Source organism: Sedimentitalea arenosa (assembly GCF_016428585.1).
Classification (GTDB): Bacteria; Pseudomonadota; Alphaproteobacteria; order Rhodobacterales; family Rhodobacteraceae; genus Sedimentitalea; species Sedimentitalea arenosa.
Genome location: NZ_JAELVR010000002.1, coordinates 86,195 through 108,180, shown reverse-complemented (window position 1 = coordinate 108,180; position 21,986 = coordinate 86,195). Strand labels below are relative to the sequence as shown.

Annotated in this window: 23 protein-coding genes; 9 read left to right on the top strand and 14 right to left on the bottom strand. The window is 64.6% G+C overall.

Features of this window, described 5'->3' with window-relative positions:
* Positions 1-127 precede the first annotated feature (127 nt).
* From JF290_RS03325 to JF290_RS03290, 8 genes are all read right to left on the bottom strand, one after another.
* Complete coding sequence (locus JF290_RS03325) at positions 128-1,291, bottom strand: pyridoxal phosphate-dependent aminotransferase (RefSeq protein WP_199023332.1); 1,164 nt, start codon at positions 1,289-1,291, stop codon at positions 128-130.
* Positions 1,292-1,424: 133 nt separating this feature from the next.
* Positions 1,425-1,634, bottom strand: a complete 210-nt coding sequence (locus JF290_RS03320) for a hypothetical protein (RefSeq protein ID WP_199023331.1) — start codon at positions 1,632-1,634, stop codon at positions 1,425-1,427.
* 48 nt (positions 1,635-1,682) lie between these two features.
* Positions 1,683-2,465 carry a maleate cis-trans isomerase family protein gene (locus JF290_RS03315; RefSeq protein ID WP_199023330.1) on the bottom strand — a complete coding sequence of 261 codons (783 nt, stop codon included), beginning with the start codon at positions 2,463-2,465 and terminating at the stop codon, positions 1,683-1,685.
* Positions 2,465-3,637, bottom strand: coding sequence for a Xaa-Pro peptidase family protein (locus JF290_RS03310; RefSeq protein ID WP_328701192.1), 1,173 nt, complete (start codon positions 3,635-3,637; stop codon positions 2,465-2,467). Before JF290_RS03310 ends, JF290_RS03315 begins: the two co-directional genes overlap by 1 nt.
* Positions 3,634-4,680 carry a pyridoxal-phosphate dependent enzyme gene (locus JF290_RS03305; protein WP_199023329.1) on the bottom strand — a complete coding sequence of 349 codons (1,047 nt, stop codon included), beginning with the start codon at positions 4,678-4,680 and terminating at the stop codon, positions 3,634-3,636. Before JF290_RS03305 ends, JF290_RS03310 begins: the two co-directional genes overlap by 4 nt.
* 64 nt (positions 4,681-4,744) lie before the next feature.
* Positions 4,745-5,806, bottom strand: coding sequence for a methyltetrahydrofolate cobalamin methyltransferase (locus JF290_RS03300; RefSeq protein WP_199023328.1), 1,062 nt, complete (start codon positions 5,804-5,806; stop codon positions 4,745-4,747).
* Positions 5,807-5,816: 10 nt separating this feature from the next.
* Positions 5,817-6,746: a methylenetetrahydrofolate reductase gene (locus tag JF290_RS03295; protein WP_199023591.1), complete on the bottom strand. Its 930-nt coding sequence runs from the start codon at positions 6,744-6,746 to the stop codon at positions 5,817-5,819.
* Positions 6,747-6,772: 26 nt separating this feature from the next.
* The gene (locus JF290_RS03290) at positions 6,773-7,069 is read right to left on the bottom strand and encodes a virulence factor (RefSeq protein WP_199023327.1); all 297 of its coding nucleotides are present in this window, start codon (positions 7,067-7,069) and stop codon (positions 6,773-6,775) included.
* 248 nt (positions 7,070-7,317) lie between these two features.
* Between JF290_RS03290 and JF290_RS03285 the strand changes: the two genes are divergently transcribed.
* Both JF290_RS03285 and JF290_RS03280 read left to right on the top strand, forming a co-directional pair.
* Entirely contained in the window at positions 7,318-8,430 is a 1,113-nt protein-coding gene (locus tag JF290_RS03285; RefSeq protein WP_199023326.1) for a Ppx/GppA phosphatase family protein, read from the top strand.
* Between the two features lie 85 nt (positions 8,431-8,515).
* Positions 8,516-9,232 carry an RlmE family RNA methyltransferase gene (locus JF290_RS03280; protein WP_199023325.1) on the top strand — a complete coding sequence of 239 codons (717 nt, stop codon included), beginning with the start codon at positions 8,516-8,518 and terminating at the stop codon, positions 9,230-9,232.
* A gap of 6 nt (positions 9,233-9,238) precedes the next feature.
* Here the strand turns inward: JF290_RS03280 and JF290_RS03275 are convergent, their stop codons facing one another.
* Positions 9,239-10,099, bottom strand: a complete 861-nt coding sequence (locus JF290_RS03275; RefSeq protein WP_199023324.1) for a YihY/virulence factor BrkB family protein — start codon at positions 10,097-10,099, stop codon at positions 9,239-9,241.
* A gap of 271 nt (positions 10,100-10,370) precedes the next feature.
* Here JF290_RS03275 and JF290_RS03270 point away from each other — a divergent pair, with 271 nt between their 5' ends.
* The 4 genes from JF290_RS03270 to cls all read left to right on the top strand — a co-directional run bounded on the left by JF290_RS03270 (position 10,371) and on the right by cls (position 13,795).
* The gene (locus JF290_RS03270) at positions 10,371-10,646 is read left to right on the top strand and encodes a hypothetical protein (RefSeq protein ID WP_199023323.1); all 276 of its coding nucleotides are present in this window, start codon (positions 10,371-10,373) and stop codon (positions 10,644-10,646) included.
* Between the two features lie 16 nt (positions 10,647-10,662).
* A complete protein-coding gene (locus tag JF290_RS03265) occupies positions 10,663-11,124 on the top strand; it encodes a phage holin family protein (RefSeq protein ID WP_199023322.1) in 462 nt (153 codons plus the stop codon).
* A 14-nt stretch (positions 11,125-11,138) separates the two neighbouring features.
* A complete protein-coding gene (locus tag JF290_RS03260; RefSeq protein WP_199023321.1) occupies positions 11,139-12,308 on the top strand; it encodes an acetoin utilization protein AcuC in 1,170 nt (389 codons plus the stop codon).
* 74 nt (positions 12,309-12,382) lie between these two features.
* Entirely contained in the window at positions 12,383-13,795 is a 1,413-nt protein-coding gene (cls, locus tag JF290_RS03255) for a cardiolipin synthase (RefSeq protein ID WP_199023320.1), read from the top strand.
* Here the strand turns inward: cls and JF290_RS03250 are convergent.
* A complete protein-coding gene (locus JF290_RS03250; protein ID WP_199023319.1) occupies positions 13,753-14,226 on the bottom strand; it encodes an ion channel in 474 nt (157 codons plus the stop codon). The two genes, cls and JF290_RS03250, sit on opposite strands and share 43 nt — an antisense overlap.
* Before the next feature lie 177 nt (positions 14,227-14,403).
* Between JF290_RS03250 and JF290_RS03245 the strand changes: the two genes are divergently transcribed.
* From JF290_RS03245 to JF290_RS03235, 3 genes are read left to right on the top strand one after another with little or no spacing between them, the layout of a single operon-like run.
* On the top strand, positions 14,404-15,060 hold the full coding sequence (locus tag JF290_RS03245) for an ABC transporter ATP-binding protein (protein ID WP_199023318.1): 657 nt from the start codon (positions 14,404-14,406) through the stop codon (positions 15,058-15,060).
* Complete coding sequence (locus JF290_RS03240) at positions 15,057-17,465, top strand: FtsX-like permease family protein (protein WP_199023317.1); 2,409 nt, start codon at positions 15,057-15,059, stop codon at positions 17,463-17,465. The genes JF290_RS03245 and JF290_RS03240 overlap by 4 nt, the downstream gene beginning before the upstream one ends.
* Positions 17,455-18,507, top strand: coding sequence for a lipocalin-like domain-containing protein (locus JF290_RS03235; RefSeq protein ID WP_199023316.1), 1,053 nt, complete (start codon positions 17,455-17,457; stop codon positions 18,505-18,507). Before JF290_RS03240 ends, JF290_RS03235 begins: the two co-directional genes overlap by 11 nt.
* Positions 18,508-18,513: 6 nt before the next feature.
* On the opposite strand, the gene JF290_RS03230 is transcribed toward JF290_RS03235, so the two are convergent.
* From JF290_RS03230 to hydA, 4 genes are read right to left on the bottom strand one after another with little or no spacing between them, the layout of a single operon-like run.
* The gene (locus tag JF290_RS03230; RefSeq protein ID WP_199023315.1) at positions 18,514-19,431 is read right to left on the bottom strand and encodes a dihydrodipicolinate synthase family protein; all 918 of its coding nucleotides are present in this window, start codon (positions 19,429-19,431) and stop codon (positions 18,514-18,516) included.
* Entirely contained in the window at positions 19,428-20,105 is a 678-nt protein-coding gene (locus JF290_RS03225; protein ID WP_199023314.1) for an aspartate/glutamate racemase family protein, read from the bottom strand. The genes JF290_RS03230 and JF290_RS03225 overlap by 4 nt, the downstream gene beginning before the upstream one ends.
* Positions 20,105-20,494, bottom strand: coding sequence for a VOC family protein (locus JF290_RS03220; RefSeq protein ID WP_199023313.1), 390 nt, complete (start codon positions 20,492-20,494; stop codon positions 20,105-20,107). The genes JF290_RS03225 and JF290_RS03220 overlap by 1 nt, the downstream gene beginning before the upstream one ends.
* Positions 20,491-21,942 carry a dihydropyrimidinase gene (hydA, locus tag JF290_RS03215; RefSeq protein WP_199023590.1) on the bottom strand — a complete coding sequence of 484 codons (1,452 nt, stop codon included), beginning with the start codon at positions 21,940-21,942 and terminating at the stop codon, positions 20,491-20,493. The genes JF290_RS03220 and hydA overlap by 4 nt, the downstream gene beginning before the upstream one ends.
* Between the last annotated feature and the right edge of the window lie 44 nt (positions 21,943-21,986).

Genomic DNA, 21,986 nt, shown 5'->3' with positions numbered 1-21,986 from the left:
CCCGAAACGCGGCGGAGCGTCGCGTCGTGCGCCTCCGTAGCCGGTGAGCCTGTCGGAAGGCATTGTCGCTCGCCCAGGCCGATGCCTCCTTGCCGCGCCGCAACCAGTCCGCGCTATCGGACTGATATCAGGACAGGAAGTCGTGCATTCGCTCGATCGCACGCCGGATATTGTCCTGCGAATTAGCATAGCTGAGACGAATGTAGCCTTCGCCCAACGTTCCAAAATCGGGACCGCCGATGGTCGCGACACCGGCCTGTTCGAGAAGCTCCGAGGCCAGAGCCTTGGCTTTCCAACCGGTCCCAGAGATGTTCGGGAAGGCATAAAACGCCCCCTTTGGCGTGATGCAACTGACCCCGGGCAATTCGTTCAACAGGTCGACCGTCAACTTGCGCCGCGCATCGAAGGCGCTCAGCATCTCGACCACCGCATCCTGCGGCCCGGTCAACGCGGCGAGTGCTGCATATTGCGCCGGGGCGTTGACACAGGACCACGCGTTGACCGCCAATTTGCGAACCTTGTCATAAAGTCCGTCGGGCCAGACCGAATAGCCCAGCCGCCAGCCGGTCATTGCATAAGTCTTGGACCAACCGTTCAACAGGATCAGCCGGTCGCGGATCTCTGGATAGGTCAGCAAGGAGACATGCGGCTCGCCGTCATACAGCATCTGGTCATAGATCTCGTCCGACAGGATCGCGACTTGGGGATGCGCGGCCAGTCCTGCGACCAGCTTGTCGACCTCTTCGCGCGGCGTGACGCCGCCGCAGGGGTTGGCGGGCGAGTTCAGGATGATCAGACGGGTCTGCTGCGTGATCAGCGAGAGCAGTTCCTCGGCCGAAAAACCGAAACCGTTCTCCTCTCGGATCGGCACGGGGATCGGACGGGCGCCGGTGAACTCGATCATCGAGCGATAGATTGGAAACCCCGGATCGGGATAGAGAATGTCGGCGCCCGGCTCGCCAAACATCAGGATCGCCGCGAACATCGTGACCTTGCCGCCGGGCACGATCATCACGCGCTCGGGATCGACCTCGACCGCGAAGCGGCGATGGAGGTCTGCGGCCACAGCTTCTCGAAGTACCGGCAGCCCGGTCGCGGGCGTATAGCCATGATGACCGTCGCGCAGGGCCTTGATTGCCGCTTCCACGATATGCTCCGGAGTACGAAAGTCGGGCTGCCCGATACCCAGATTGATCACGTCCTTGCCTTGCGCCGCAAGGGCCCCTGCCCGCGCGAGAACAGCAAAGGCGTTCTCTTCCCCGATACGGTCAAAGCCGGCAATCGTTTTCATCTTCTCATCCTGTCGTTGGGTTCAATCGGTCCGCCCGCCGGAATGGGACAAGACGGCCCCGGTCGCAAGCACCATACCGCGCCACCGCGGATCGGCCCCGCGCCCGATGGTCGTTGCAACGCATCTTTGTTGGTCAGTCTGCGCTCAACTCCTTGAGCAACCGGTCGCGTTCGTCCACCAGTCGGATGCGATAGCGCCGCATCGTCTTGCAGGCGAACTTGTTGTGTCGTGCTGCGTTGCTCTTGGGATCGCGGCGCGCATCCGCCTCCAGATCTGCGATGCAGGTGTCCACCTCTTCGATCTCGCGGATCACGTCGGCCAATTCACTTGCCCTGTCCGTCATGCCTTGTCATCCTTCTCCTCCTGCGGCCAGCCCCGGCCGGATACAAGTCTAAGCCTCGATATCCGAACCCGACAAGGTGAAAGTCCCGGATGGATTTCCCGCGCAAAACAAGATGCCGGGGGCTGCTGCGACCGGATCGAGGCTGGCGAGTTGACAGAAATGCCAGGCCAGAACCTGGTTGCTCGAGAGCACCGGGATGCCTAGTTCCGCCTCGAGCGGGGCGATTATGTCGAGCGTGTCGAGATTTGTGCAGGACATGAACAGCCCATCGACCCCGCGCTGCGCCGCAAGCTGTCGGGCGGCGGCGCGCAGGGACTCCTTTGAAATACGTGCCACGCGCGCCTCCTCGGCCACATCGAAACTGCCAAAGGCAGCGGTTTCGATCCCTTCCGCAGCAAGCGCCTTGCGCAACTGGCCCGAGACGCTGGCGATATAAGGCGAGACCAGCGCGAGGCGGCCAATTCCGAGCGTCTTGCAGGCTGCCAGCAGGGCCACAAGCGGATCCGTCACCGCATCAACCGCTGCAGCACCGTGCACAAGCTCCGCGACCCGTGCAGAACCGATCTGCGCAGCCCCGGACGTGCAGGCATAGCCGATGGCGCGAAAGCGGGCGGCGGGCGGCAGCAATCCGACCGCGCCGGGTATGTCAGCCTCCATTTGCTGTAATGTGTCGGGCGTCACATCCCGCCCGCTGGGAACGCGCGTCACGTGCAGGGTGACGCCCGAGGGCAGCATCCGGCGGAAGTCACTCTCGATCCGCTGATCGACCTGGAGCACCACCAATCCGAGCGCGGGCGCCACCTCGTCGATCAAGTCGCACGTCAGGTGCATCACGCACGCCCCTCCAGAACGGCAATCTCTGGGCCGAACGGGTCGGACAGGAAGCGCGGCGCACCGTCGGTTACGACGATGTCCTCCTCATGCACCATGATCCGTCCGTTCCCGAGCGTCACGCCGGGTTCGAGCGTCAGAACCATCCCTTCCACCAGAACGGTATCGTCCTGTGGGATCAGCGACAGGCCTTCTGTCAATTGCAGGCCCAGCCCATGCCCCAGCCGCCCGGCCTCCGAGCCGCCCGCCCCGCCGGTCACAATGCGGTCCATCGCGTGAAAGAGATCGGAGGCCAACACTCCGGGTCGTGCGATCTCGGCCCCGGCCTGCACCGCTTCAATCAATCGCGCATGTGCGGATCGGGTTTCGGCAGAGGGCGGACCAACCGAGAAATTGCGGTCGAAATCACAGAAATACCCGTCATGGGTCAGGCCGGTGTCGAGCATCAGCACATCGCCAGGCTCCAACGGGTGCGCCGATGCGGGCGAGATCACGTCGGCATAGCCGCCGGGACCGGCACCACCGGCAAGATAGCGCACCCAATCGGCCCCTTCTTCGAGACAGAGCATCTGGAAGCGGCGAAACACCAGGTCGAGCGGCACGCCCGCTGCGGCGATCTCGGGCACGCGGTCGAAAGCCCGTCCCGCGATGGCGCAGGCCGTTTCGATCTTCGCGATCTCGCCCGCGGACTTGACCATGCGGAGCCTGCGCAGGACTCCAGCGTCGGGCACAAAACGGATGTTCGGGAGGTGATCCTCAAGCCGCGCCCAATCCGCGAGAGGCATCCGCAAATGGCTCTCAAGCGCCATCGGAACGCCGACACGACCAGTGCGCCCGACGCTTTCGGCCAGCGTCTCGGCCAGCAGCGAGACGCCGTCATCCTCGTAGTCCGGCGCGCGCCAGGTTCGGATGTCGGTGAGCCAGGTGCGCGCCATCAGGTCCGCCCCGATGGAGGGGATCACCGCAATCGGCGCGCCCGATCCGGGCATGACAATGAACCAAGGCCGCGTCGGGCTTTCCCAGAACCGGGTCTGGAAGCCCGTCACATAGGCCACGTCGGCCTCTTCGGTCAGCAACAGCGCGTCGAGTTCCGCGGCAGCCATTTGTTCTTGCGCCGCGGCCACGCGCGCCCGGAACTCCTCGTCGGGAAAGCCACGCTTCGTCACAGTCACGATACTGCACCTTCGCTGACGATCAGCAGGACGCGGGATCGGTCGTCGAGTTTCAGCGCCGCGCGGTGTGGCTCGGACGCAAGCAGCGCAGCAGCTCCGGCAGCACCCGACGGTGTCGTCGGCACCCCGAATTCCGCTGCGATCTCGGCCCCCCGATGGCCTTCGGACTCGCTCAGGGTGACAAAAACATCCGCGTCCCGCGCCAACCCCTTGAGCGCGATCAGCGAAGGTTCCTTGCAGTCCAGCCGCCCCATGTCCGAGACCGGTCCGGTGGAGATGATCGGCGCCTCGGCCCGTATCGACTCGGTCAGGGCCGGCGCCACTTCGGGTTCGACCACGACGATGGTGGGGCCAACCTGCCATTCCGACCGTGCCAACGCCGCCGCAGAGGCTGCGAGCCCGCCGACTCCGGCTTGCAGGAAAACATGCGTGGGCGGCTGATCGATCTGTTCGAACACCTCGGCCATGAGGACGAGATATCCTTCCATCAGCCGATGCGGACGCTCGACATATCCAGCCCAGGAACTGTCGGAGAGCAACACCCAACCTTGTTCGCGCGACGCCTGCGCGGCGGCGGCCATGCTCAACTCATAGCTGCGGCCCTGGCGCACGACCTCCGCCCCCTGGGCCCGCAACCGATCGGCAAAGGCTTCGGGCACGGTTTCCGCGATGAAGACAACAGCGCGCGCGCCGAAGGCCCGCGCGCCGGCCGCGACCGACAGGCCGTGGTTGCCCGCGCTGGCGGTGACATAAGTGCGTCCCGACGCAGCGCCGGAGTCCGCGTCATGCGCGATGACATAGGCCGCACCCAACGCCTTGAAACTGCCCAGCCCCATCCGCGTGCGTTCGTCCTTCGCCCATACCTTCTCCACCCCAACGCGCCGTGCAAGGCCCGGCATGGAAACCAAGGGCGTGACGCCGGCCTCCGGGCAACGCGCCAGAAGTGCCCTCGGGCGCTCCACATCGGTGCTTGGAAAAGGCACGTCTGTCGGCAGCACGAACTCTGCCGACGCGTTCCTGAACGGGTTCCGGAGAATGTCCATGACCCGAGCGGACCGTGTCACGGTCAAAAGGTCAAGCGCAAAGGCAAATCCGGCGGCAGTGTCGTCAGGCGCGGCGGCGTCGTCCCCCGGTGCGACCGGCACGTCCGCGCCCTTCGTCTCCTGCCTTGACGGGCTGCTTGTTGGTGCGAATCCACTCGCCCCCATGAGGGTCGTTGTTGGTCAGGAAGTTGGCGGCCCGGATCGCTTCCATCTCCTTGCCCGCCCGCGGCTGGGTCGAGCCCATGCCAAACAGCGTCACGAAGGTTTCGTCGTCCATATCCTCGGGCAGCACGATCCCGGCAGCCGCGACTTCGGCGCGCTTCTCGGCGATCTTGGACGGCGGAACCGGCAGCGCGACGGGGTTCATGATGGCGCTGGTCATGCCTGCACCCATGGCCATAGGCAGGAACGCATTGTTGATCCCGTGCCTGTTCGGCAGACCGAAGCTGATGTTGGACGCGCCGCAGGTGGTGTTCACGCCCAGTTCTTCGCGCAGGCGACGCACAAGGGTGAAGACCTGCAAACCGGCCGTCCCCATTGCACCGATCGGCATGACCAGCGGATCGACCACGATGTCATGAGCCGGAATGCCGAAATCAGCGGCGCGCTGCACGATCTTCTTGGCCACAGCGAACCGCACATCGGGATCTTCGGAAATGCCAGTGTCGTCATTGCTGATCGCCACGACCGGAACGTTGTATTTCTTGACCAGCGGCAGGATCTGTTCCATCCGCTCTTCCTCGCCGGTAACCGAGTTCAGCAGCGGGCGGCCTTCGCAGACGCTCAGCCCCGCCTCAAGTGCGGCCGGAACGGAGCTGTCGATGCACAAGGGAACGTCCACAAGCTGCTGAACAAGCTCGATGATCTTGATCATCAGCGGCGGTTCGGTCTCGTTCGGGTTGGGGTTCGAGTTATAGACGACGCCCGCGTTGATATCGAGTACCGTCGCCCCCGCCGCGACCTGCGCCAGCGCGTCCTTCTCGACGGTCGAGAAATCGCCCGCCTCGAGCTCGGCGGCCAGTTTCTTGCGCCCTGTCGGGTTGATCCGCTCCCCGATGACGCAGAACGGCTGGTCAAAGCCGATGATGGCGGTCTTGGTCTTGCTCTCGACGATGGTGCGGGTCATGGGCGTCCTTTCAGGAGGGGGTTGCAGGGCGGGCCGAAGCGCCGCCATGGGCGATGGCCCAATTCGCATTGGTCTTGATCCCGCCGAGCGGGAAGAAATGCACATTGGTGATGTTGAAGTCGGGGTTTGCAGCCTTGTGTGCGGCAAGCTCCGAAATCACGTCGTTCGGCTCGTAGGGCAGCAACAGCTTGCTGACATCCATCGCGCGTTTCTGCAGCACCTTTAGCGACGGACCGACGCCGCACGCGATGGCGAACTTGATCAGCGTCTGCAACTTGGCCGGGCCGGCTATGCCGATGTGGATCGGCAGATCGATCCCTGCCGCCTTGAGCCCATCGGCCCACGCGATGATCGGCTTGGCCTCGAAAGCGAATTGCGTGGCGATGGCCATTTCGGCATCGGTGCGCTCGGAAAATTTCTGTTTCCACGAAAGTGCTTCCGACACGATTTTCATGCTGCCATCAAGATCGATATCGCGGTTGCCTTCCGGGTGACCGGCGACATGCAGGCGCTTGAACCCGGCCTTGTCGAACAGCCCGGTTTCCATCATCTGCATCGAACTGTCGAATTCGCCGACGGGCTTCGCGACACCGCCGGCCAGAAGCAGGCCTTGCTCGACACCGGCCTCGCCCTGATAACGGGCGATCCAATCCGCCAGCGTGGCCTGGTCCTTGATGATGCGCGCCGGGAAATGCGGCATCACCGGATAGCCATCTCGCGCCAGTCGTCGTGCGGTCGCGACCATGTCCTCGATCGGTGTGCCTTCGATATGGGCGATATAGACCCGGGTGCCCTCGGGCAGAAGGGCGCGGAAATCTTCGACCTTCTCGGCAGTGCGCGGCATCACCTCGATGGAGTAGCCCTGCAAAAAGGCCTCGACCTCGGGCGAAACCGGGGGAACGGGCGCGATGTCGCGTTTCTTGAAGTTCAACAATGCCATTGCGGCCTCCCAAAAGGAATTCAGGCTCATGCCCATCCGTCGTTGTCGATCAGGGCCTTGATCCGGTCCCTGTCGTATTCCTTGTCCAGCCGCGCCGCCTCGGACTCGGCGACCGCCTCGGGATCACCCTCGACCGCATAGGGGTCGGCCTTGCGCCATTCGGCAAGGTACGCGTCGGAATCCTTGGCGTTCACCTTCATCGCCGCACGGTCGATCGCCTGCTCGAAGCGCTCGGGCAATTGCCGCTTGGCGCCGCGCCGTCCCTTGCCGACGATCACCTGCGCCGGAATATCGCGCCAGTAGACCACGGTCACGTCCGGCATGGCTGATTCCTCCCTGTTCGTGCGCCTGTCTACTGCACCGTCAGCGCCTGCCGACGCCTGTTTTCGACAGAACGCCTCTGTCCTGCGACCTTTGATCCGATAGGTAAACCAGCCGCGACCACGAGGCCACAGGTGGAACCGCCCAAAATCCTCATGACGATAATGAAATCGCCCGGACGCGGCACATCTTGCGGTATCGGGTTTCGCCGCGTATCGTGAACGCAACTCGAAATCGGAGGGCGTGTCCTATGGCGCCCAGGCGTCCCACTGGTGCGGGCGCGTTCCCCAAAGCGGTCGAAAGCCCCGCGCCGAACCGGCCCGATCCAGCCGAGCTCTATGCCGCGCTGGATCTGGGCACCAACAGTTGTCGCATGCTGATCGCGCAGCCCAAGGGCAGCGGGTTTCACGTCGTGGACAGCTTTTCCAAGTCCGTTCAGCTCGGTTCAGGGCTCGAACACACCGGGCGCTTGTCGCGCTCGTCCATGGCGCGCACCGTGCAGGCGTTGCGGATCTGCCAGCAGAAGCTGAAACGCAACAAGGTCAAGCGGATGCGTCTGGTGACGACCGAGGCCTGTCGCCGCGCCAGCAACTCCAAGGCCTTCATCCGGCAGGTTCAGCGCGAAACCGGCCTGACGCTCGAGGTGATCCAGCCCGAGGAGGAAGCGCGGCTGGCCGTGATCTCCTGCGCTCCGTTGGTCAGCACCAAGACCGAACAGCTGCTGGTGGTTGATATCGGCGGCGGCTCGACCGAGCTGGTCTGGATCGACATCAGTTCGGTTCCGCGCCGCGACCGGCCGCAGGCGATCATGCGGCTGCATGCGGGTTTCCATCCGCCCGAAAGCCCGTTTCCCGCCGCCAAGGTGGTCGATTGGATCAGCGTGCCACTGGGAGTCGCCACGCTGCGCGACCAGTTCAACGATGTCGAGGACGACTCGGCGCGCTTCGCGCTGATGAGCTGGTTCTTCGAGGAAAACCTGGCCGAGTTCGCACCCTACAAGGACGAACAGGCACGCGAGGGCTTCCAGATCGTCGGAACGTCCGGCACCGTGACCACCGTGGCCGCCAGCCACCTTGGCTTGAAACGATACGATCGCACGAAGGTCGACGGTCTGCGCATGACGTCGGACCAGATCGACAGGGTGATCCGCGGCTACCTGGAACTGGGCCCGGACGGGCGACGGCGCGACCCTCGGATCGGCGAGGATCGACAGGCGTTGATCATGTCGGGCTCGGCGATCCTGCAGGCCCTCTTGCGCTGCTGGCCCACGGACCGGCTTTCGGTGGCCGATCGCGGTTTGCGAGAGGGGTTGCTCTATGCGCAGATGAGCGCGGACGGGGTTCTGGAAGACGGGCCGTTCTAGGGGGCGCTGCCCCCGTCCGCTGACGCGGACTCACCCGGAGTATTTAGACGAAGATGAAGCGCGAGTCAGCGAAGAGGTGACACAGATGGGCAAGACACCGGGCGGAAAGAACACCTCCGGGCGCGGTCAACGCGATCTCAAGGTCAAGGTCAAGTCGGCACGGGGGCGCAAGCTGAGTTCAACGCGCTGGTTGCAGCGGCAGTTGAACGATCCATATGTCAAGCGAGCGCAGGCGGAGGGCTATCGCGGGCGCGCCGCCTACAAGATCCTGGAGCTGGACGACAAGTTCCGGTTTCTCGTACCGGGCGCGCGGGTCGTGGACCTGGGATGCGCACCGGGCGGTTGGTTGCAGGTGGCGGTGAAACGGGTGAACGCGCTTGGAGAGAGACAGGGCAAGGCCGTGGGTCGGCTACTGGGCATCGACCTCCAGGAGGTGGAACCCATCGCCGGGGCCGAGATCCACCAGCTGGACTTCATGGCCGATGATGCCGACGCACAGGTCAAGGCCTGGTTGGGCGGCCGGGCCGACGTGGTGATGTCGGACATGGCCGCCGCCTCCTCCGGGCACAAGCAGACGGACCATTTGCGCATCATGTCACTGTGCGAGGCGGCAGCGCATTTCGCCTTCGACGTGCTCGACGAGGGTGGAACCTTCGTCGCCAAGGTTCTGGCGGGTGGGGCCGAGGGCGACTTGCAGAAACTGTTGAAACAGAAGTTCACCAAGGTCGCCAACGTCAAACCGCCGGCGTCCCGGGCCGACAGTTCGGAGAAGTTCGTGGTCGCCACCGGGTTTCGCGGCTGATGTTGATCACGAGGTGGGACGGCTCTGCCTGATTTCTTTCTGGTTGGACAGTGCCTCGTTGAACTGCGCGCCGAAAATCAGGATCGCCGACATCAGGTAAAGGAAGATGAGCGCTGCCATCACCCCGGCCAAACCGGCATAGGTCGCCGAATAGCTCGCGAACCGCGCGAGGTAGTAGGAGAAACCTGCACCCGCCACGCCCCAGAGGAAAAGAGTCAACAGCACGCCGGGGAGGACCTGCTGCAACGTGTGGTGCTTTCCGGGCAGCCACATGTGGCACGCGGCGACACCGAGCGCGAGCAGCACCAGCGGCACCATGGTGTTGATCAACTCGGAATCCAGCCAGTCGAGCAGCGGACCCGGCACCGCCTCGGCGAAGAAATGGACATAGATCGGAAGCGCGACCCCCACCGTGCCAGCCACCAGAACTCCCGCCCCGCCGATGATCACGAAGGTCAGCGACAGCAGCCGCGTGCGCCAGAACGGTCGTTCATCGGTCTCGCGATAGGCCGACACCATCGCCTTGCGCACCGCGTCGACCCCGTTGGAGGAAAAATAGATCGCCAGCACGCCACCCAGCGTCAACACCGTCGAATCCGTCGTGCTGACCACCTTGCGCACCTGATTTGTAATCGGCGCGGCGATCTCGTCCGGCCAGGAGCCGAAGACCAGCTCGATCAAGCTGTCGATGTCTATATTCTGTGACAGGGTTGCCGCCAGAGCGACGATGAAGAGAACGAACGGGAAAAGCGCGAGCATCACCGACATGGCGACATGACTGCTCATCACCCAGCCGCCACGATCGTTGAACCGTGTCCAGGAGGACAGCAGCGCGCGCCCGACACGGGCCAGGACGGAGTTGCTCATGCACAAGCCCTTGCGCCAGCGATGCCTGGCGGAGGCAAGGATCGGAACCGGAATAGGACAATGCGCGCCATCCCGCAAAAGTTGCACGAGCGGTACGGTCAATGCAACATCTCCCGCATGTCGTGGGCCAGCCCCCGGGGGCGAGTGATGCCCTTGACCGTCCGCCTAACGTCCTTATTGTCACGACGTGGCGGGCCTCGGCGCAACGGCGACGCGGATGTTGTCCGCGATCTGTCAGCGCGGGGCGGCAAACTTCTGAACGGAGGCAGTGATGGCGACCAAGGCTGAACTGGAGGCGGAACTTGCGGAGTTGCGCAAGCAGATCGCGGACCGCGACGCAAAGGATGCCGCGGCGAAACCGCAGACCGCGCCCCAGGCCACGCTAACCGACTACCTGGAGAGCTACGGGTTGGATCAGCAGGAAATCGAGGCGCTGTTGGAGCAGATCGGCACCGAACTGGGCAACTTGCCGAAGACCAAACCCCTTCTGACTCTTCTTGGGGCCTTCGGGGTGGGCGTGCTGCTCGGTCGCCTGTCGCATCGTTGAACACGGGAGCCCCGGCATGAGCCGCACCAGTCAGAACCTGTCGATCCTCGTACGGACGGAGCGTCTGATCGCGCGCCGTCGGCTGACCGTCCTGCGCACACAAACCGGGCTGATGGCCTTTGCCGGCGTGGTGGCAGGGCTTGGTTTGATCATGCTGAACGTCGCCGGGTTCCTCATGCTGCAGGACCGCATGTCCGGTCAGGCCGCGGCGGGTCTGGTGGCGCTGATCGATCTTGCGCTGGCGGTGGTGATGGTCTGGTATGCAGCGCGCATCGATGCCGATCGCGATCTCGAGCCGGTGGTCGAATTGCGTGACGCAGCCATCGCCGAACTGGAGCACGATCTGGAACTCGCGGTGGACGAAGCCCGTGACCTGACCAAGTCTGTCCGCCAGGTCGTCTCCGATCCGCTTGGGAGCCTGTTGCCGTCGCTGATCGGGCCGCTGATCGCTATCCTCTCCGGCGGCAAGAAGAAATAGGGCGTGCCGGTCGAATGACCGGGCCAAACGGTCCCGGCGCCACCTCGACCGAGATTGGCGTATCTCCCACCGCTCCCGTTTTCATCGGTTCGAATGTCTATCGCGGGTCCAGCTATGGCGGGTCTCATCCGCTCGCAATCCCGCGCGTCCCGACTGTGACCGACCTGTGCCGCGCCCTTGGGTGGTTGCCGCCTGATAGCTATCGCACCAGCCCACGCGCCAAGCCACAAGCGCTGACCACCTTTCATACAGCGGACTACATCGCCGCCCTGCAGCGCGCAGAAGAGCGCCAGCAGGTCGACGACACGACACGCAGACGACACGGCCTTGGCACGGTATCCAACCCGGTCTATCCGCAGATGTATCGCAGGCCCGCAACGTCGGCAGGTGGCGTCCTGATGGCGGCCGAAATGATTGCTCGCGGCGGTGTCGCCTATGTTCCAGGCGGCGGCACCCATCACGGCATGGCCGATCGCGCGAACGGATTCTGTTTCCTCAATGACCCGGTGCTGGGAATCCTCCATTTGCGCGCGCTGGGACTGCGCCGCATCATCTACGTGGATATCGACGCGCATCATTGCGACGGGGTGGAAGAAGCGCTGGCGGGGATGAAAGACCTAAGGATCGTGTCGATCCACGAGGAAGGCCGCTGGCCCTTTACCGGCGCGCTGACCGATACCGCCGGGGGCATCGCATTCAACCTGCCGGTGCCGCGCGAGCTGAATGATACGGAGTACGACCTGATCCTCGACCGGTTCCTGCTGCCGGCGGTGGACTCGTTCCGTCCGGATGCGATCGTTCTGCAGTGTGGCGCCGACGCGCTGCTCGAGGATCCGTTGTCACGTTTGGCATTGTCCAACACCTGCCACTGGCGCACCGTCGCGGCTCTCGCGGCGATGACAAATCGTTACCTCGTGCTGGGAGGTGGCGGATACAATCCCTGGTCGGTCGGGCGATGCTGGGCCGGGGTCTGGGCCACATTGGCGGGACACGACATTCCCGAAACGCTGCCGGACCGGGCCCAGCAGGTTCTGCGCGCCCTGACATGGACCCGCGGCAAGCAACGCACCCCACCGGCCGCATGGATGCGCAGCTTGCGCGATCCATCCCGTCCCGGTGCGATCCGACCCGAGATCCGGGACCGCGTCGAGCGGTTGCGGCAGAGATTTGCCAGACAGGTGTGATCAGGGCACAGGGCTGGCCCATCTGGGCAGGATGCGTATTACTGAACGGGCGCGACAATCTGAGGAGACGCGAAATGTGGAGCCCCCTGGGCGCGGTCGTGATCGCCGCCGCCTATATCGCAGGCGTCTACTGCGCCCTGCGCGCGGCCCAGACCGCACGCACGCCACAGGGTGCGGTCGGATGGGTGGTCTTTCTGCTGATCCTGCCGTTTCTGGCGGTTCCCGCCTATCTCGTGTTCGGGCAGCATCGCTATCACGGCTACTATATCGCCCGGCGCGAAAGCGCGCGCGTCACTGAAAGCATCAAGAATTTCAACGACAACACCGCGCCCGATCCCGACAGCCTCGAAATCGACCTCGCCCCGTTTGAATATTGCGCCGACCTGCCTGCCGCGCGGGGCAACACGGCCGAATTGCTGATTGACGGCCAAGCCGCGTTCGAGGCGATCTTTCGCGCCATCGATGCGGCGAAAAGCTATGTTCTGGTGCAATTCTACCTTGTCCAGGACGACACCCTGGGCCGGTCGCTGCAAAAGCACATGATAGATGCCGCCGGGCGCGGTGTGACCGTGCGGTTGATGGTCGATCCGATCGCCAGCTTCGCGCTGCCCGGGCGCTATATCAACGAACTGACTGCCGCCGGGGTCGTGGTGGCCGATCAGCAGACCAGGCGTCTGCCCTGGTCCCGGCTCAAGATCAATTTCCGAAATCACCGAAAGACGGTGATCGTGGATGGCACCCTGGCCTTCACGGGCGGTCTAAATGTCGGCGACCAGTACCTGGGCACATGCGCCGGGCTTGCCGGCTGGCGCGACACCCATGTACAGTTTTCGGGCCCGATGGTCACGCAGTTGCAACTGATCTTCGCCGAGGATTGGCACTGGCAAACCGGCGACCTGCTCATAGAGGCGCTGAACTGGTCCGCTCCACAACATGAGGAGGGGGTCACCGGTTTGATCGTCGCCACCGGCCCGGGCGACACGGCCGATACCGGCAGCATGATGTTCTTTTCCGCGATTGCGGCGGCACGAAAGCGGATATGGATCGCGTCGCCGTACTTCGTGCCGGATATCGATATCGTGTCGGCCCTGCGCCACGCGGCATTGCGCGGCGTCGATGTGCGCCTGCTGGTTCCGGATGAATCCGACCACCTGCTTGTCGGGCTTGCGGCGTTTGCCTTCTTCGACGATATCCGCGAAGCGGGCGTGCGGGTGTTCCGCTACACGAAATGTTTCACGCATCAGAAGGTCTTCGTCGTCGACGACACGCTTGCCGGCATCGGCACGACCAATCTCGACAACCGCTCCTTCCGGCTGAATTTCGAGACGATGGCCATGTTCTTTGACAGCGGCATGGCACAAGCTGTCGACGAGATGCTGCGTGACGATTTCGAAGAATCCTACGAACTCAAGCTGACCCTATCGGAACAACGCGCGCTCATTCGCTATGGTGCGCCGGTGTCGCGTCTGTTCTCGCCGCTGTTGTGATCCGGCACGACCCCGTTCATCAGATGGGAGGCCGCAGCAACCAGGAACGCCGTGCTGAGCCCAAAACTGAACAGCCCGGTCACGGCACCGAATGTCGCGAAGATCCGCAGGTCCGGCTCGAGGATGATGTCGCCGTAGCCGAGCGTCGTGAACGTCACCATCGAGAAGTAGAGCGCCGTGTTCCAGTCCTCGAGCGCCGAGAAACTGACATAGAAGAACGACCAGAGCAGAACCTGCGCGGTTATCGCGATCAACATCGCACCAACGGCAAGTACGATGACGAGTGTCGTGCGCATGAAACGGCGCTGGTGAGCAAGCCGGTCGCGAGAGCGCCACAGCAGATCTACGCCGATTGATATCCAGATGACATGCAGGATCAGGCAGGCGAGAAGGCAGACGCTTCCCCAGAGCAGTTGCTGAGCGATGGTCACGGCGGTTCTTCCTCTTGCGTGCCACGCCATCTTCCCCCGCACGACCGCACACCGCAAGTCGTCGCTTGCGATGCACTCGCGGCGCGCGGCATCTTGACCGCAGCGGCCGACTGCGGTGGACAAGGGCGGCAATCATGCCATCTACCCGGGCACCGATAGGAAAAGGACTCGCCTGCCGTGCTTCTCGACGTGCGCTCCGTAACCAAACGCTATCCCGGCACCGATGCTGCGGGACCGGTTCTGGATGGCGTGACGCTTTCGATGGACGCGGGCCAGACCCTGGCCCTGACGGGCGAAAGCGGCAGCGGCAAGAGCACGCTGCTGCATCTCGCCGGCGCGCTCGATCGGTTCGATTCGGGCGAAATCCATCTTGACGGCGTGGCCTTGTCGCCCCTCAACGACACGGAACGCGCCGCTCTGCGCCGGGAAAAGGTCGCGCTCGTCTTTCAACAGTTCAACCTGATTCCATCTCTGACCGTGCAGCAGAACATGGCCTTTCACGCCCGCATCGCAGGCCGGGACGATCCCGACAGGCTCGCCGAACTGATCGAACGGTTGGGCCTTGACGGATTCGAGACGCGCTATCCCGAGCAACTTTCGGGCGGGCAGCAGCAGCGGGTCGCAATCGGGCGCGCGCTCGCGCTCCGCCCCCGTCTGCTCCTTGCCGACGAACCCACCGGGAACCTCGACGAGACCACCAGCGCGACGGTCTTCGACCTGATGCTGGACCTTGTGCGCGACGCCGGGGCGGCGTTGTTCCTCGTCACCCATTCCCAGCGGCTTGCCGACCGGCTCGACCGGCAACTGCATCTGAGCAATGGCCGCATCGCATGATCCGCGCCACGTTTCTTGCCCTGCTGTCGCATTGGCGCAAGCAACCGGTGCAGTTCATCACGCTGGTTCTCGGATTGTCCCTTGCCACCGGTCTTTGGTCGGCCGTGCAGGCGATCAACGGACAGGCGCGCGCAAGCTATGCGGAAGCGGCTGAACAGCTGGGCCTGAACCGGCTGTCGACGCTGTCCATGCCGTCGGGGCCGGTGACGTTGGACACATACGTGGCTTTGCGCCGCGCCGGCTGGCAGGTCAGCCCGGTGCTGGAAGGGCGCTTGCGCCTTGCCGACCGCTTCGTCACGCTCATGGGCGTCGATTTCCTGAACTACCCGATCACCGTCACCCCCGATGCCGGGCAGACCGACCTGACACCTGCCGACATCTTCGGCAAGCCCGGACGGCTGATCGCAAGTCCGGAGACCTTGACCGAGACGCCCGGTGCGATCCTCCCTGCCCCGCTGATCGCCAGCGCCCAGGTCCCCTATGGCGTCGTTCTGACCGATATCGGCACTGCCGAGCGCCTGCTCGATCGACATGGCGAGATCAGCCGAATGCTGGTCTTGCCCGATCAGGCGATCGACCTGCCGCCCATTGCCGAGGTCGCGCCAAGTCTCGTGCTGCTGGCCCCTCACGGCGAAAACGACATCGCCCGCTTGACTGACAGTTTCCATCTCAACCTGACCGCCTTTGGCCTGCTGTCCTTTGCTGTCGGGCTGTTCATCGTGCACGGCACCGTGGGCCTCGCCTTCGAGCAACGGCGTCCGATGATCCGCACACTGCGCGCGCTCGGCGTTCCGCTTCGGACCCTGACCCTGCTCCTGCTGACCGAACTTCTGTTGCTGGCGTTCCTGGCCGGCAGCCTCGGCCTGTTGCTCGGTTATCTGGTCGCCGCCGCGTTGTTGCCCGACGTGGTGGCGACGCTGCGCGGACTTTACGGTGCGCCGGTCGGCGGCCAGTTGACGCTCGCCCCCTCCTGGATCGCCGCCGGGATCGGCATGGCGCTGCTGGGCGCACTGCTCGCGGGGGCACAGGCGCTGGCCAAGCTCCACCGGATGCCGCTTCTGGCGGCCCCGGGCCAGACCGGCTGGGCCCGCGCGTCCGTCCCCGCCACTCGACGGATGGTGCCAGCTGGGCTTGCGCTGATCGCGGCAGGGATCGCCTGCCACCTGCTCTTCGGCGGGCTGATCGCGGGCTTCGCGCTGCTCGCCGGCCTCATGCTGGGTGCCGCGCTGCTTCTGCCGCCCACACTCGCCCTGTGCCTGAACCTGCTCGCGCGGCGCGCACGGGGGCCGGTGCAGGAATGGCTTTGGGCCGATCTGCGCGCCCAGTTGCCCGGTCTTTCCCTAGCTCTCATGGCGCTGCTGCTTGCGCTCGCGACCAATATCGGCGTCGGCACGATGGTGTCGAGTTTCCGGCTGACCTTCGTGGGCTGGCTGGATCAACGGCTCGCCTCCGAACTCTATATCACCGCCCGCGATGATGCGCAGGGCGCGCAGCTTGCGGAATGGCTGGCGCCGCGCACCCGGGCGGTGCTGCCGATCCGCTATGGCGAAACCCGCATTTCAGGCCTGCCCGCGCGGGTTTACGGGATCGTCGATCATTCGACATATCGCGACCACTGGCCCCTGATCGCCTCCGGACCCGCAGTCTGGGACCGGGTGTCCGAGGGCGCCGGCGTGCTGATCAACGAACAACTCGCCCGCAGCGACGATATCTGGCCGGGTGACAGCGTCGCTCTGGCCCCAGGTTGGTCGATGCCGATAAGCGGCGTCTATTCGGACTACGGCAATCCCAATCCGCAGGTGATCCTCTCCATGGACCTGCTTCTGGCCCGCTTTGATGGAGTGGCAAACCGGCAGTTCGGCCTGCGCATCGCGCCCGAGGATCGCGCCGCATTGATCAGCGAAATCCGCGACAGCTTCGACCTGCCCGCCAGCGCCATCGTTGATCAGTCGACGGTCAAGGCACAGTCCCTGCGGATCTTTGAAAAGACATTCGTCGTGACGGGCGCCTTGAACCTGCTGACGCTCGGGGTCGCAAGCTTCGCCATACTGACCAGCCTGCTGACACTCTGGACGTTGCGCCTGCCGCAGCTTGCACCGGTCTGGGCGCTTGGCCTGACCCGACGGCGGCTGGCGCGTCTGGAACTGTTGCGCAGCATCGCGATGGCCGGGCTGACCGCGGTGCTGGCTTTGCCGCTGGGTCTGGCCCTGGCCTGGGTGCTGCTGGAGGTCATCAACGTCGAGGCGTTCGGCTGGCGCTTGCCGATGCACCTGTTTCCGCTCGACTGGCTCTGGCTCTGGGGTCTGGCCCTGCTGGCCGGAGCCTGCGCCGCCCTGATCCCCGCGCGCCGCCTTCTGAGCACCGCCCCGGCGGATCTGCTGAGGGAATTCTCGAATGAACGCTAAGGCTTGTTTGATCTTCCTGATGTCACTGCTGAGTGCGCCGGCCGTCGCACAGGGCTTCGCGGATCTGGGTACGGACGCCGAGGGTTTTGCCATGCCTGAGCGCGGCACCACATTCCGGTTTCCCGACGATCATGGCGCGCACCCGTCCTACCGGATCGAATGGTGGTACCTGACCGCCACGCTCACCGGAGAGGACGGAGTGGACTACGGCGTCCAGTGGACGCTGTTCCGGTCCGCCCTGGCGCCCGAGGACGGCACCGGGTGGCAAACGCCGCAGCTGTGGATGGGCCATGCCGCCCTGACGACCCCCGAGTCACATTTCGTCGCCGAGCGCACCGCACGGGGCGGCATCGGTCAGGCCGGTGTCACCGCAGCCCCCTTCGTGGCCTGGATAGACGATTGGGAGATGCGCGGACGCGAAGGCCGCGGCATCTCCGAGTTGTCACTGTCCGCGCGCGGTCAGGCGTTCCGCTACGAGTTGGATCTCGCGGCGGACGGCCCGCTGGTCTTTCACGGCGACCGGGGCTTTTCGGTCAAATCCGCTGCCGATCAGGCAAGCTACTACTATTCGCAACCCGCCTACGAGGTCTCGGGTGTGCTGCATCTGCCCGAGGGCCCGGTGCGCGTGACGGGCCAGGGCTGGCTCGATCGCGAGTGGTCTTCCCAGCCGCTGGCCCAAGACCAGACCGGCTGGGACTGGTTTTCGCTCTCCTTCGACAGCGGCGCGCGGATGATGGGGTTCCGCCTTCGGGATTCGGCTGGCGGTTTCACCTCGGCCACCTGGATCGCACCTGACGGCACCACACGGTCCCTTCCGGACGGCGCGCTGAGCGTCTCCCCCCTTGCGACCACCGAGGTCGCCGGACGCGAGGTGCCCGTGGACTGGCGGGTGCGACTTCCCGAATTCGGAGTGGATGTCGAGGTCGCCGCGCTGAATCCGAACAGCTGGATGGACACGTCCTTTCCCTATTGGGAGGGGCCGGTGTCGATCACCGGCAGCCATTCCGGCCGCGGCTACCTCGAGATGACGGGATATGAGTGACGCGGTTCAGAGAGTCTTCAGGCGCCGGTCGAGCCGCGCCATCAACCGCTCGACCTCGGCCACCGAGGCGGAGGTGAGCCCTTTGCCCGGCTTGCGCAGCGTATCATGCGCGATCGCGCCGCGCCGGGCGAGCACATATTTGCGCACCGCAAGCCCAAGCCCCGGCTGGCTTTCGTAGCGCACGAGCGGCAGGTAGGCGTCGAAGATATCCATCGCGCGCTCTCGCTCGCCGGCCCGGTGTGCCGCCACCACCTCTGCCATCATCTCGGGATAGGCGAACCCAGTCATCGCGCCATCGGCACCACGGGCCAGTTCCTCGGGCAGGAACAGCCCGGCATTGCCGCAGAGGATCGATATCCGCCGGGCCCCGGCGTCCGAGGCGGCGCGCAGGCTGCTGATCTTGTCCAAACCGGGCCAATCCTCGTGCTTGAGCATCACGCATGTCGGACAATCGGCAACGATCTTCAGGATCGCATCCACCGGCATCACGACCGAGGTCGCGAGCGGAAAATCCTGCAGAACGAACGGGATATCACCCAAAGCTTCAGCGACATCGTGGAAATAGGACACGATCTGTCCATCGGTTTTCAGCGTCCACGGGGGCGCGACCATGACACCTGCCGCGCCCAGGTCGACCGCCGCGCGCGCCAACGCCCCGATCGCCGCAAGACCCGGTGCCGACACTCCTACTACCACGGGCATGTCGGTGCGGGAGACAACGCGTCGGATCACCGAGACGGACTCATCGGCGGACAGTTTGCCCGCCTCTCCCATCATCCCGAGGATCGTCAGCCCCGTTGCACCTTTCTCGGCGTAGAAATCGACCATCCGGTCGATACTGTTCAGATCGAGCGCCCCGTCCGGCAGAAAGGGCGTGGCGGCGATGGTGAAGACGCCAGTTGCGGTTTCGTCCAATCGTGTCATTCGGTTTCCTTCCGAGTCCAGTAGAGCGCCATGCGCCCGACCGCCATCGACACCGCCGCCTGGCATGGGTCAATCACCGGCAGCCCAAGCCGCTGTTCGAGGTCGGCCCGATAGCCGGCCATCCCGGCGCACCCAAGGATCAACACATCCGCGCCGTCGCTGTCGCGCAATTCGGTGCCCACCTCGATCATTCGGGCGAGCGTGAGTGCGGGTTCCGCCAACTGGCCGACTCCGAGGTTGAGCGCCCGGTCACCTGCGCAGCGGGCCGTCACGCCCATCGCGCCGAAAGCGCGCATGTGGCGCGGGATCGACGGGCGCAGGATCGAGATGACCCCAAAGCGCTGCCCCATCGTCAACGCCGTCATCACAGCGCATTCCTGGATTCCGAGCACCGGTTGGGCGAGGCGGTCGCGCAGGGCATGCAGGCCGGGGTCGCCAAAACAGGCGATGACGAAGCCGCCCGCCTCGCCGCTCAGCGACATGGCAAGGTCGAGCAACGGCGCGATCACCAGGTCCGCCTGTGCCTGGCTCTCGATCCCCGGCGGGCCCTCAGCCAGGGTCTCGCAGCGGATCGGCACACCCAGGCCGCGCAACGGGTCGAGCGCCGCCGAAATGCCTTGGGTGACTTGGGTCGAAGAATTCGGATTGATTACGATGAGTGGACGGTCCTGCATCACGACCCCTCGCGCGTGGCGCTCTGGATTTCGATCTGGTAGCCCTCCGGATCGTTGAAGACGAAGGCCCTGATCCCGAGCGCGTCATTTTCGAACATGTCCGACAGATTATCCAGCGCGCAAACGCTGGCGTAGTCGTACCACGCGTCCACGTCTTCAACCCGGATGCAGAGTTGCACCGGCTTCTGAGCGCTCGCCTTCTGCATCCCGCGCGCCTGATCCACCAGTCCGACATGGGCCGCGCCGCCGATGTGGTAGATCTTGCACCAGCCCTGATCGATTGCGAGCGTCAGCCCCATGACCTGCTCATAGAACTCCATCGCGCGCGTCAGATCATGGTAGTAGAAAAAGGTGATGACCTTCTGAACTCTTGTCTTGGGCGGGGTCATGGCCGGACCTCGCGCAGCAACCTGACCTCTTCGGCGGGTTCTATGGCCGCGGCAACCCCGATGGCATCGCGGCGAATCCAGTTCCCACGCCCCGGTTCGGCCTCGAACCGCCCATCGCGCACGATCCAATCGCCGCGCGACATCACGTGGATCGGCTGGCCCGCGATTTCGCGCCCCTGCCACGGATTGTAGCCGACGTTGTCATGCAGGTCGTTGGCGCCATAGCGCCGCGTGGTGCGCGGATTCCAGATGGCGATGTCGGCATCCATCCCGACCGCAAGGCGCCCCTTGCGCTGAAGGCCATAGATGCGCGCAGGCTCGGACGCGGTGATGCGGGCGAAAGCTTCCGGCCCGCCCCTGCCCCGCGCAATCATCGCGTCGAAGATCAGCGGCAACCGCGTTTCCAGCCCCGGCAGGCCGTTGGCGATCTCGGGAAACCCCGCCTCCAGTCCGGCGCTGAGCTTGCCACTTGCGTCGAATCGGTACGGTGCGTGATCGGAGCTGACGATCTGAAGGTCGCCTGCGGCCAACCCGGCCCAGAGCGCCTCCTGATCCGCCTCGCGGCGCTGCGGCGGTGAACACATCCATTTCGCACCCTCGATCCCGGGCCGGTCCAGCACCTCATCGGTCATCAGCAGGTAGTGCGGACAGGTTTCGGCCCAGACCGGCACCTGTCGCGCACGGGCGGTACGGATCGATGCGAGCGCCTCGGTGGTCGAGATGTGAAACAGCATCACCGGTTGGGCGAAAAACTCGGCAAAGCGGATCATCCGTTCGACCGCCTCGACCTCGGCCAGGCGCGGATGCGAGGGCGCGTGGTATCGCGGCGCGGTCAGTCCAGCCGCGACCAGAGCATCGCGGCTCCAGCCGATCAGCGCGTCGTTTTCCGCATGTACGCAGACCAGCGAACCGGACGCGCGAGACAGCACGTTGAGGATATCCCGGTCCTCGAGCTTGATATTGTAGGTCGTGAACAACTTGATCGAGCGGTGACCCGAGTCGATCAAGCGGCGCAGGTCGGTGTCGAAGCCGGGCGCTGAAAGGTCCGACAAGCTGAGGTGAAAGGCGTAATCTATCATTGCGCCGCGCCGGGAGCGTTCCGCGTAGTCCGCCACCGTGCGCGACAGCGCCTCGCCCTTCTGCTGGGCCGCGAAGCTGATGACGGAGGTGGTGCCTCCCATTGCCGCGGATCGGGTCGCGGTTTCGAACGTGTCGGCGTTCATCACGCCCATGCCGCTGAGCTGCTCGATATGGGCGTGAGGGTCGACTCCGCCGGGCATGACGAAACATCCCGACGCCTCGACGACCTCGTCGGCAGTGCCGAGATCGGGGGCGATGATCGCGATCTCGCCATTGCGCACTCCGATATCCGCGCGGTTCACGCCATCGGGTGTCACGACATCTCCTCCCCGAATGACCGTATCGTATCGCTCTGCCACCAAAGTCATCATTCCCCTGTTGGTTCTTGGGCACGCTATGCCGGTCACGGCGA

Coding starts and splice junctions, on each gene's coding strand:
- JF290_RS03265 (WP_199023322.1), top strand. CDS start 10,663: ATGAGCCGCACCAGTCAGAACCTGTCGATCCTCGTACGGACGGAGCGT.
- JF290_RS03260 (WP_199023321.1), top strand. CDS start 11,139: ATGACCGGGCCAAACGGTCCCGGCGCCACCTCGACCGAGATTGGCGTA.
- JF290_RS03285 (WP_199023326.1), top strand. CDS start 7,318: ATGGCGCCCAGGCGTCCCACTGGTGCGGGCGCGTTCCCCAAAGCGGTC.
- JF290_RS03235 (WP_199023316.1), top strand. CDS start 17,455: ATGAACGCTAAGGCTTGTTTGATCTTCCTGATGTCACTGCTGAGTGCG.
- JF290_RS03280 (WP_199023325.1), top strand. CDS start 8,516: ATGGGCAAGACACCGGGCGGAAAGAACACCTCCGGGCGCGGTCAACGC.
- JF290_RS03325 (WP_199023332.1), bottom strand. CDS start 1,291: ATGAAAACGATTGCCGGCTTTGACCGTATCGGGGAAGAGAACGCCTTT.
- JF290_RS03290 (WP_199023327.1), bottom strand. CDS start 7,069: ATGCCGGACGTGACCGTGGTCTACTGGCGCGATATTCCGGCGCAGGTG.
- JF290_RS03240 (WP_199023317.1), top strand. CDS start 15,057: ATGATCCGCGCCACGTTTCTTGCCCTGCTGTCGCATTGGCGCAAGCAA.
- JF290_RS03225 (WP_199023314.1), bottom strand. CDS start 20,105: ATGCAGGACCGTCCACTCATCGTAATCAATCCGAATTCTTCGACCCAA.
- cls (WP_199023320.1), top strand. CDS start 12,383: ATGTGGAGCCCCCTGGGCGCGGTCGTGATCGCCGCCGCCTATATCGCA.
- JF290_RS03270 (WP_199023323.1), top strand. CDS start 10,371: ATGGCGACCAAGGCTGAACTGGAGGCGGAACTTGCGGAGTTGCGCAAG.
- JF290_RS03275 (WP_199023324.1), bottom strand. CDS start 10,099: ATGAGCAACTCCGTCCTGGCCCGTGTCGGGCGCGCGCTGCTGTCCTCC.
- JF290_RS03300 (WP_199023328.1), bottom strand. CDS start 5,806: ATGACCCGCACCATCGTCGAGAGCAAGACCAAGACCGCCATCATCGGC.
- JF290_RS03305 (WP_199023329.1), bottom strand. CDS start 4,680: ATGGACATTCTCCGGAACCCGTTCAGGAACGCGTCGGCAGAGTTCGTG.
- JF290_RS03220 (WP_199023313.1), bottom strand. CDS start 20,494: ATGACCCCGCCCAAGACAAGAGTTCAGAAGGTCATCACCTTTTTCTAC.
- JF290_RS03320 (WP_199023331.1), bottom strand. CDS start 1,634: ATGACGGACAGGGCAAGTGAATTGGCCGACGTGATCCGCGAGATCGAA.
- JF290_RS03315 (WP_199023330.1), bottom strand. CDS start 2,465: ATGCACCTGACGTGCGACTTGATCGACGAGGTGGCGCCCGCGCTCGGA.
- hydA (WP_199023590.1), bottom strand. CDS start 21,942: ATGACTTTGGTGGCAGAGCGATACGATACGGTCATTCGGGGAGGAGAT.
- JF290_RS03230 (WP_199023315.1), bottom strand. CDS start 19,431: ATGACACGATTGGACGAAACCGCAACTGGCGTCTTCACCATCGCCGCC.
- JF290_RS03295 (WP_199023591.1), bottom strand. CDS start 6,746: ATGGCATTGTTGAACTTCAAGAAACGCGACATCGCGCCCGTTCCCCCG.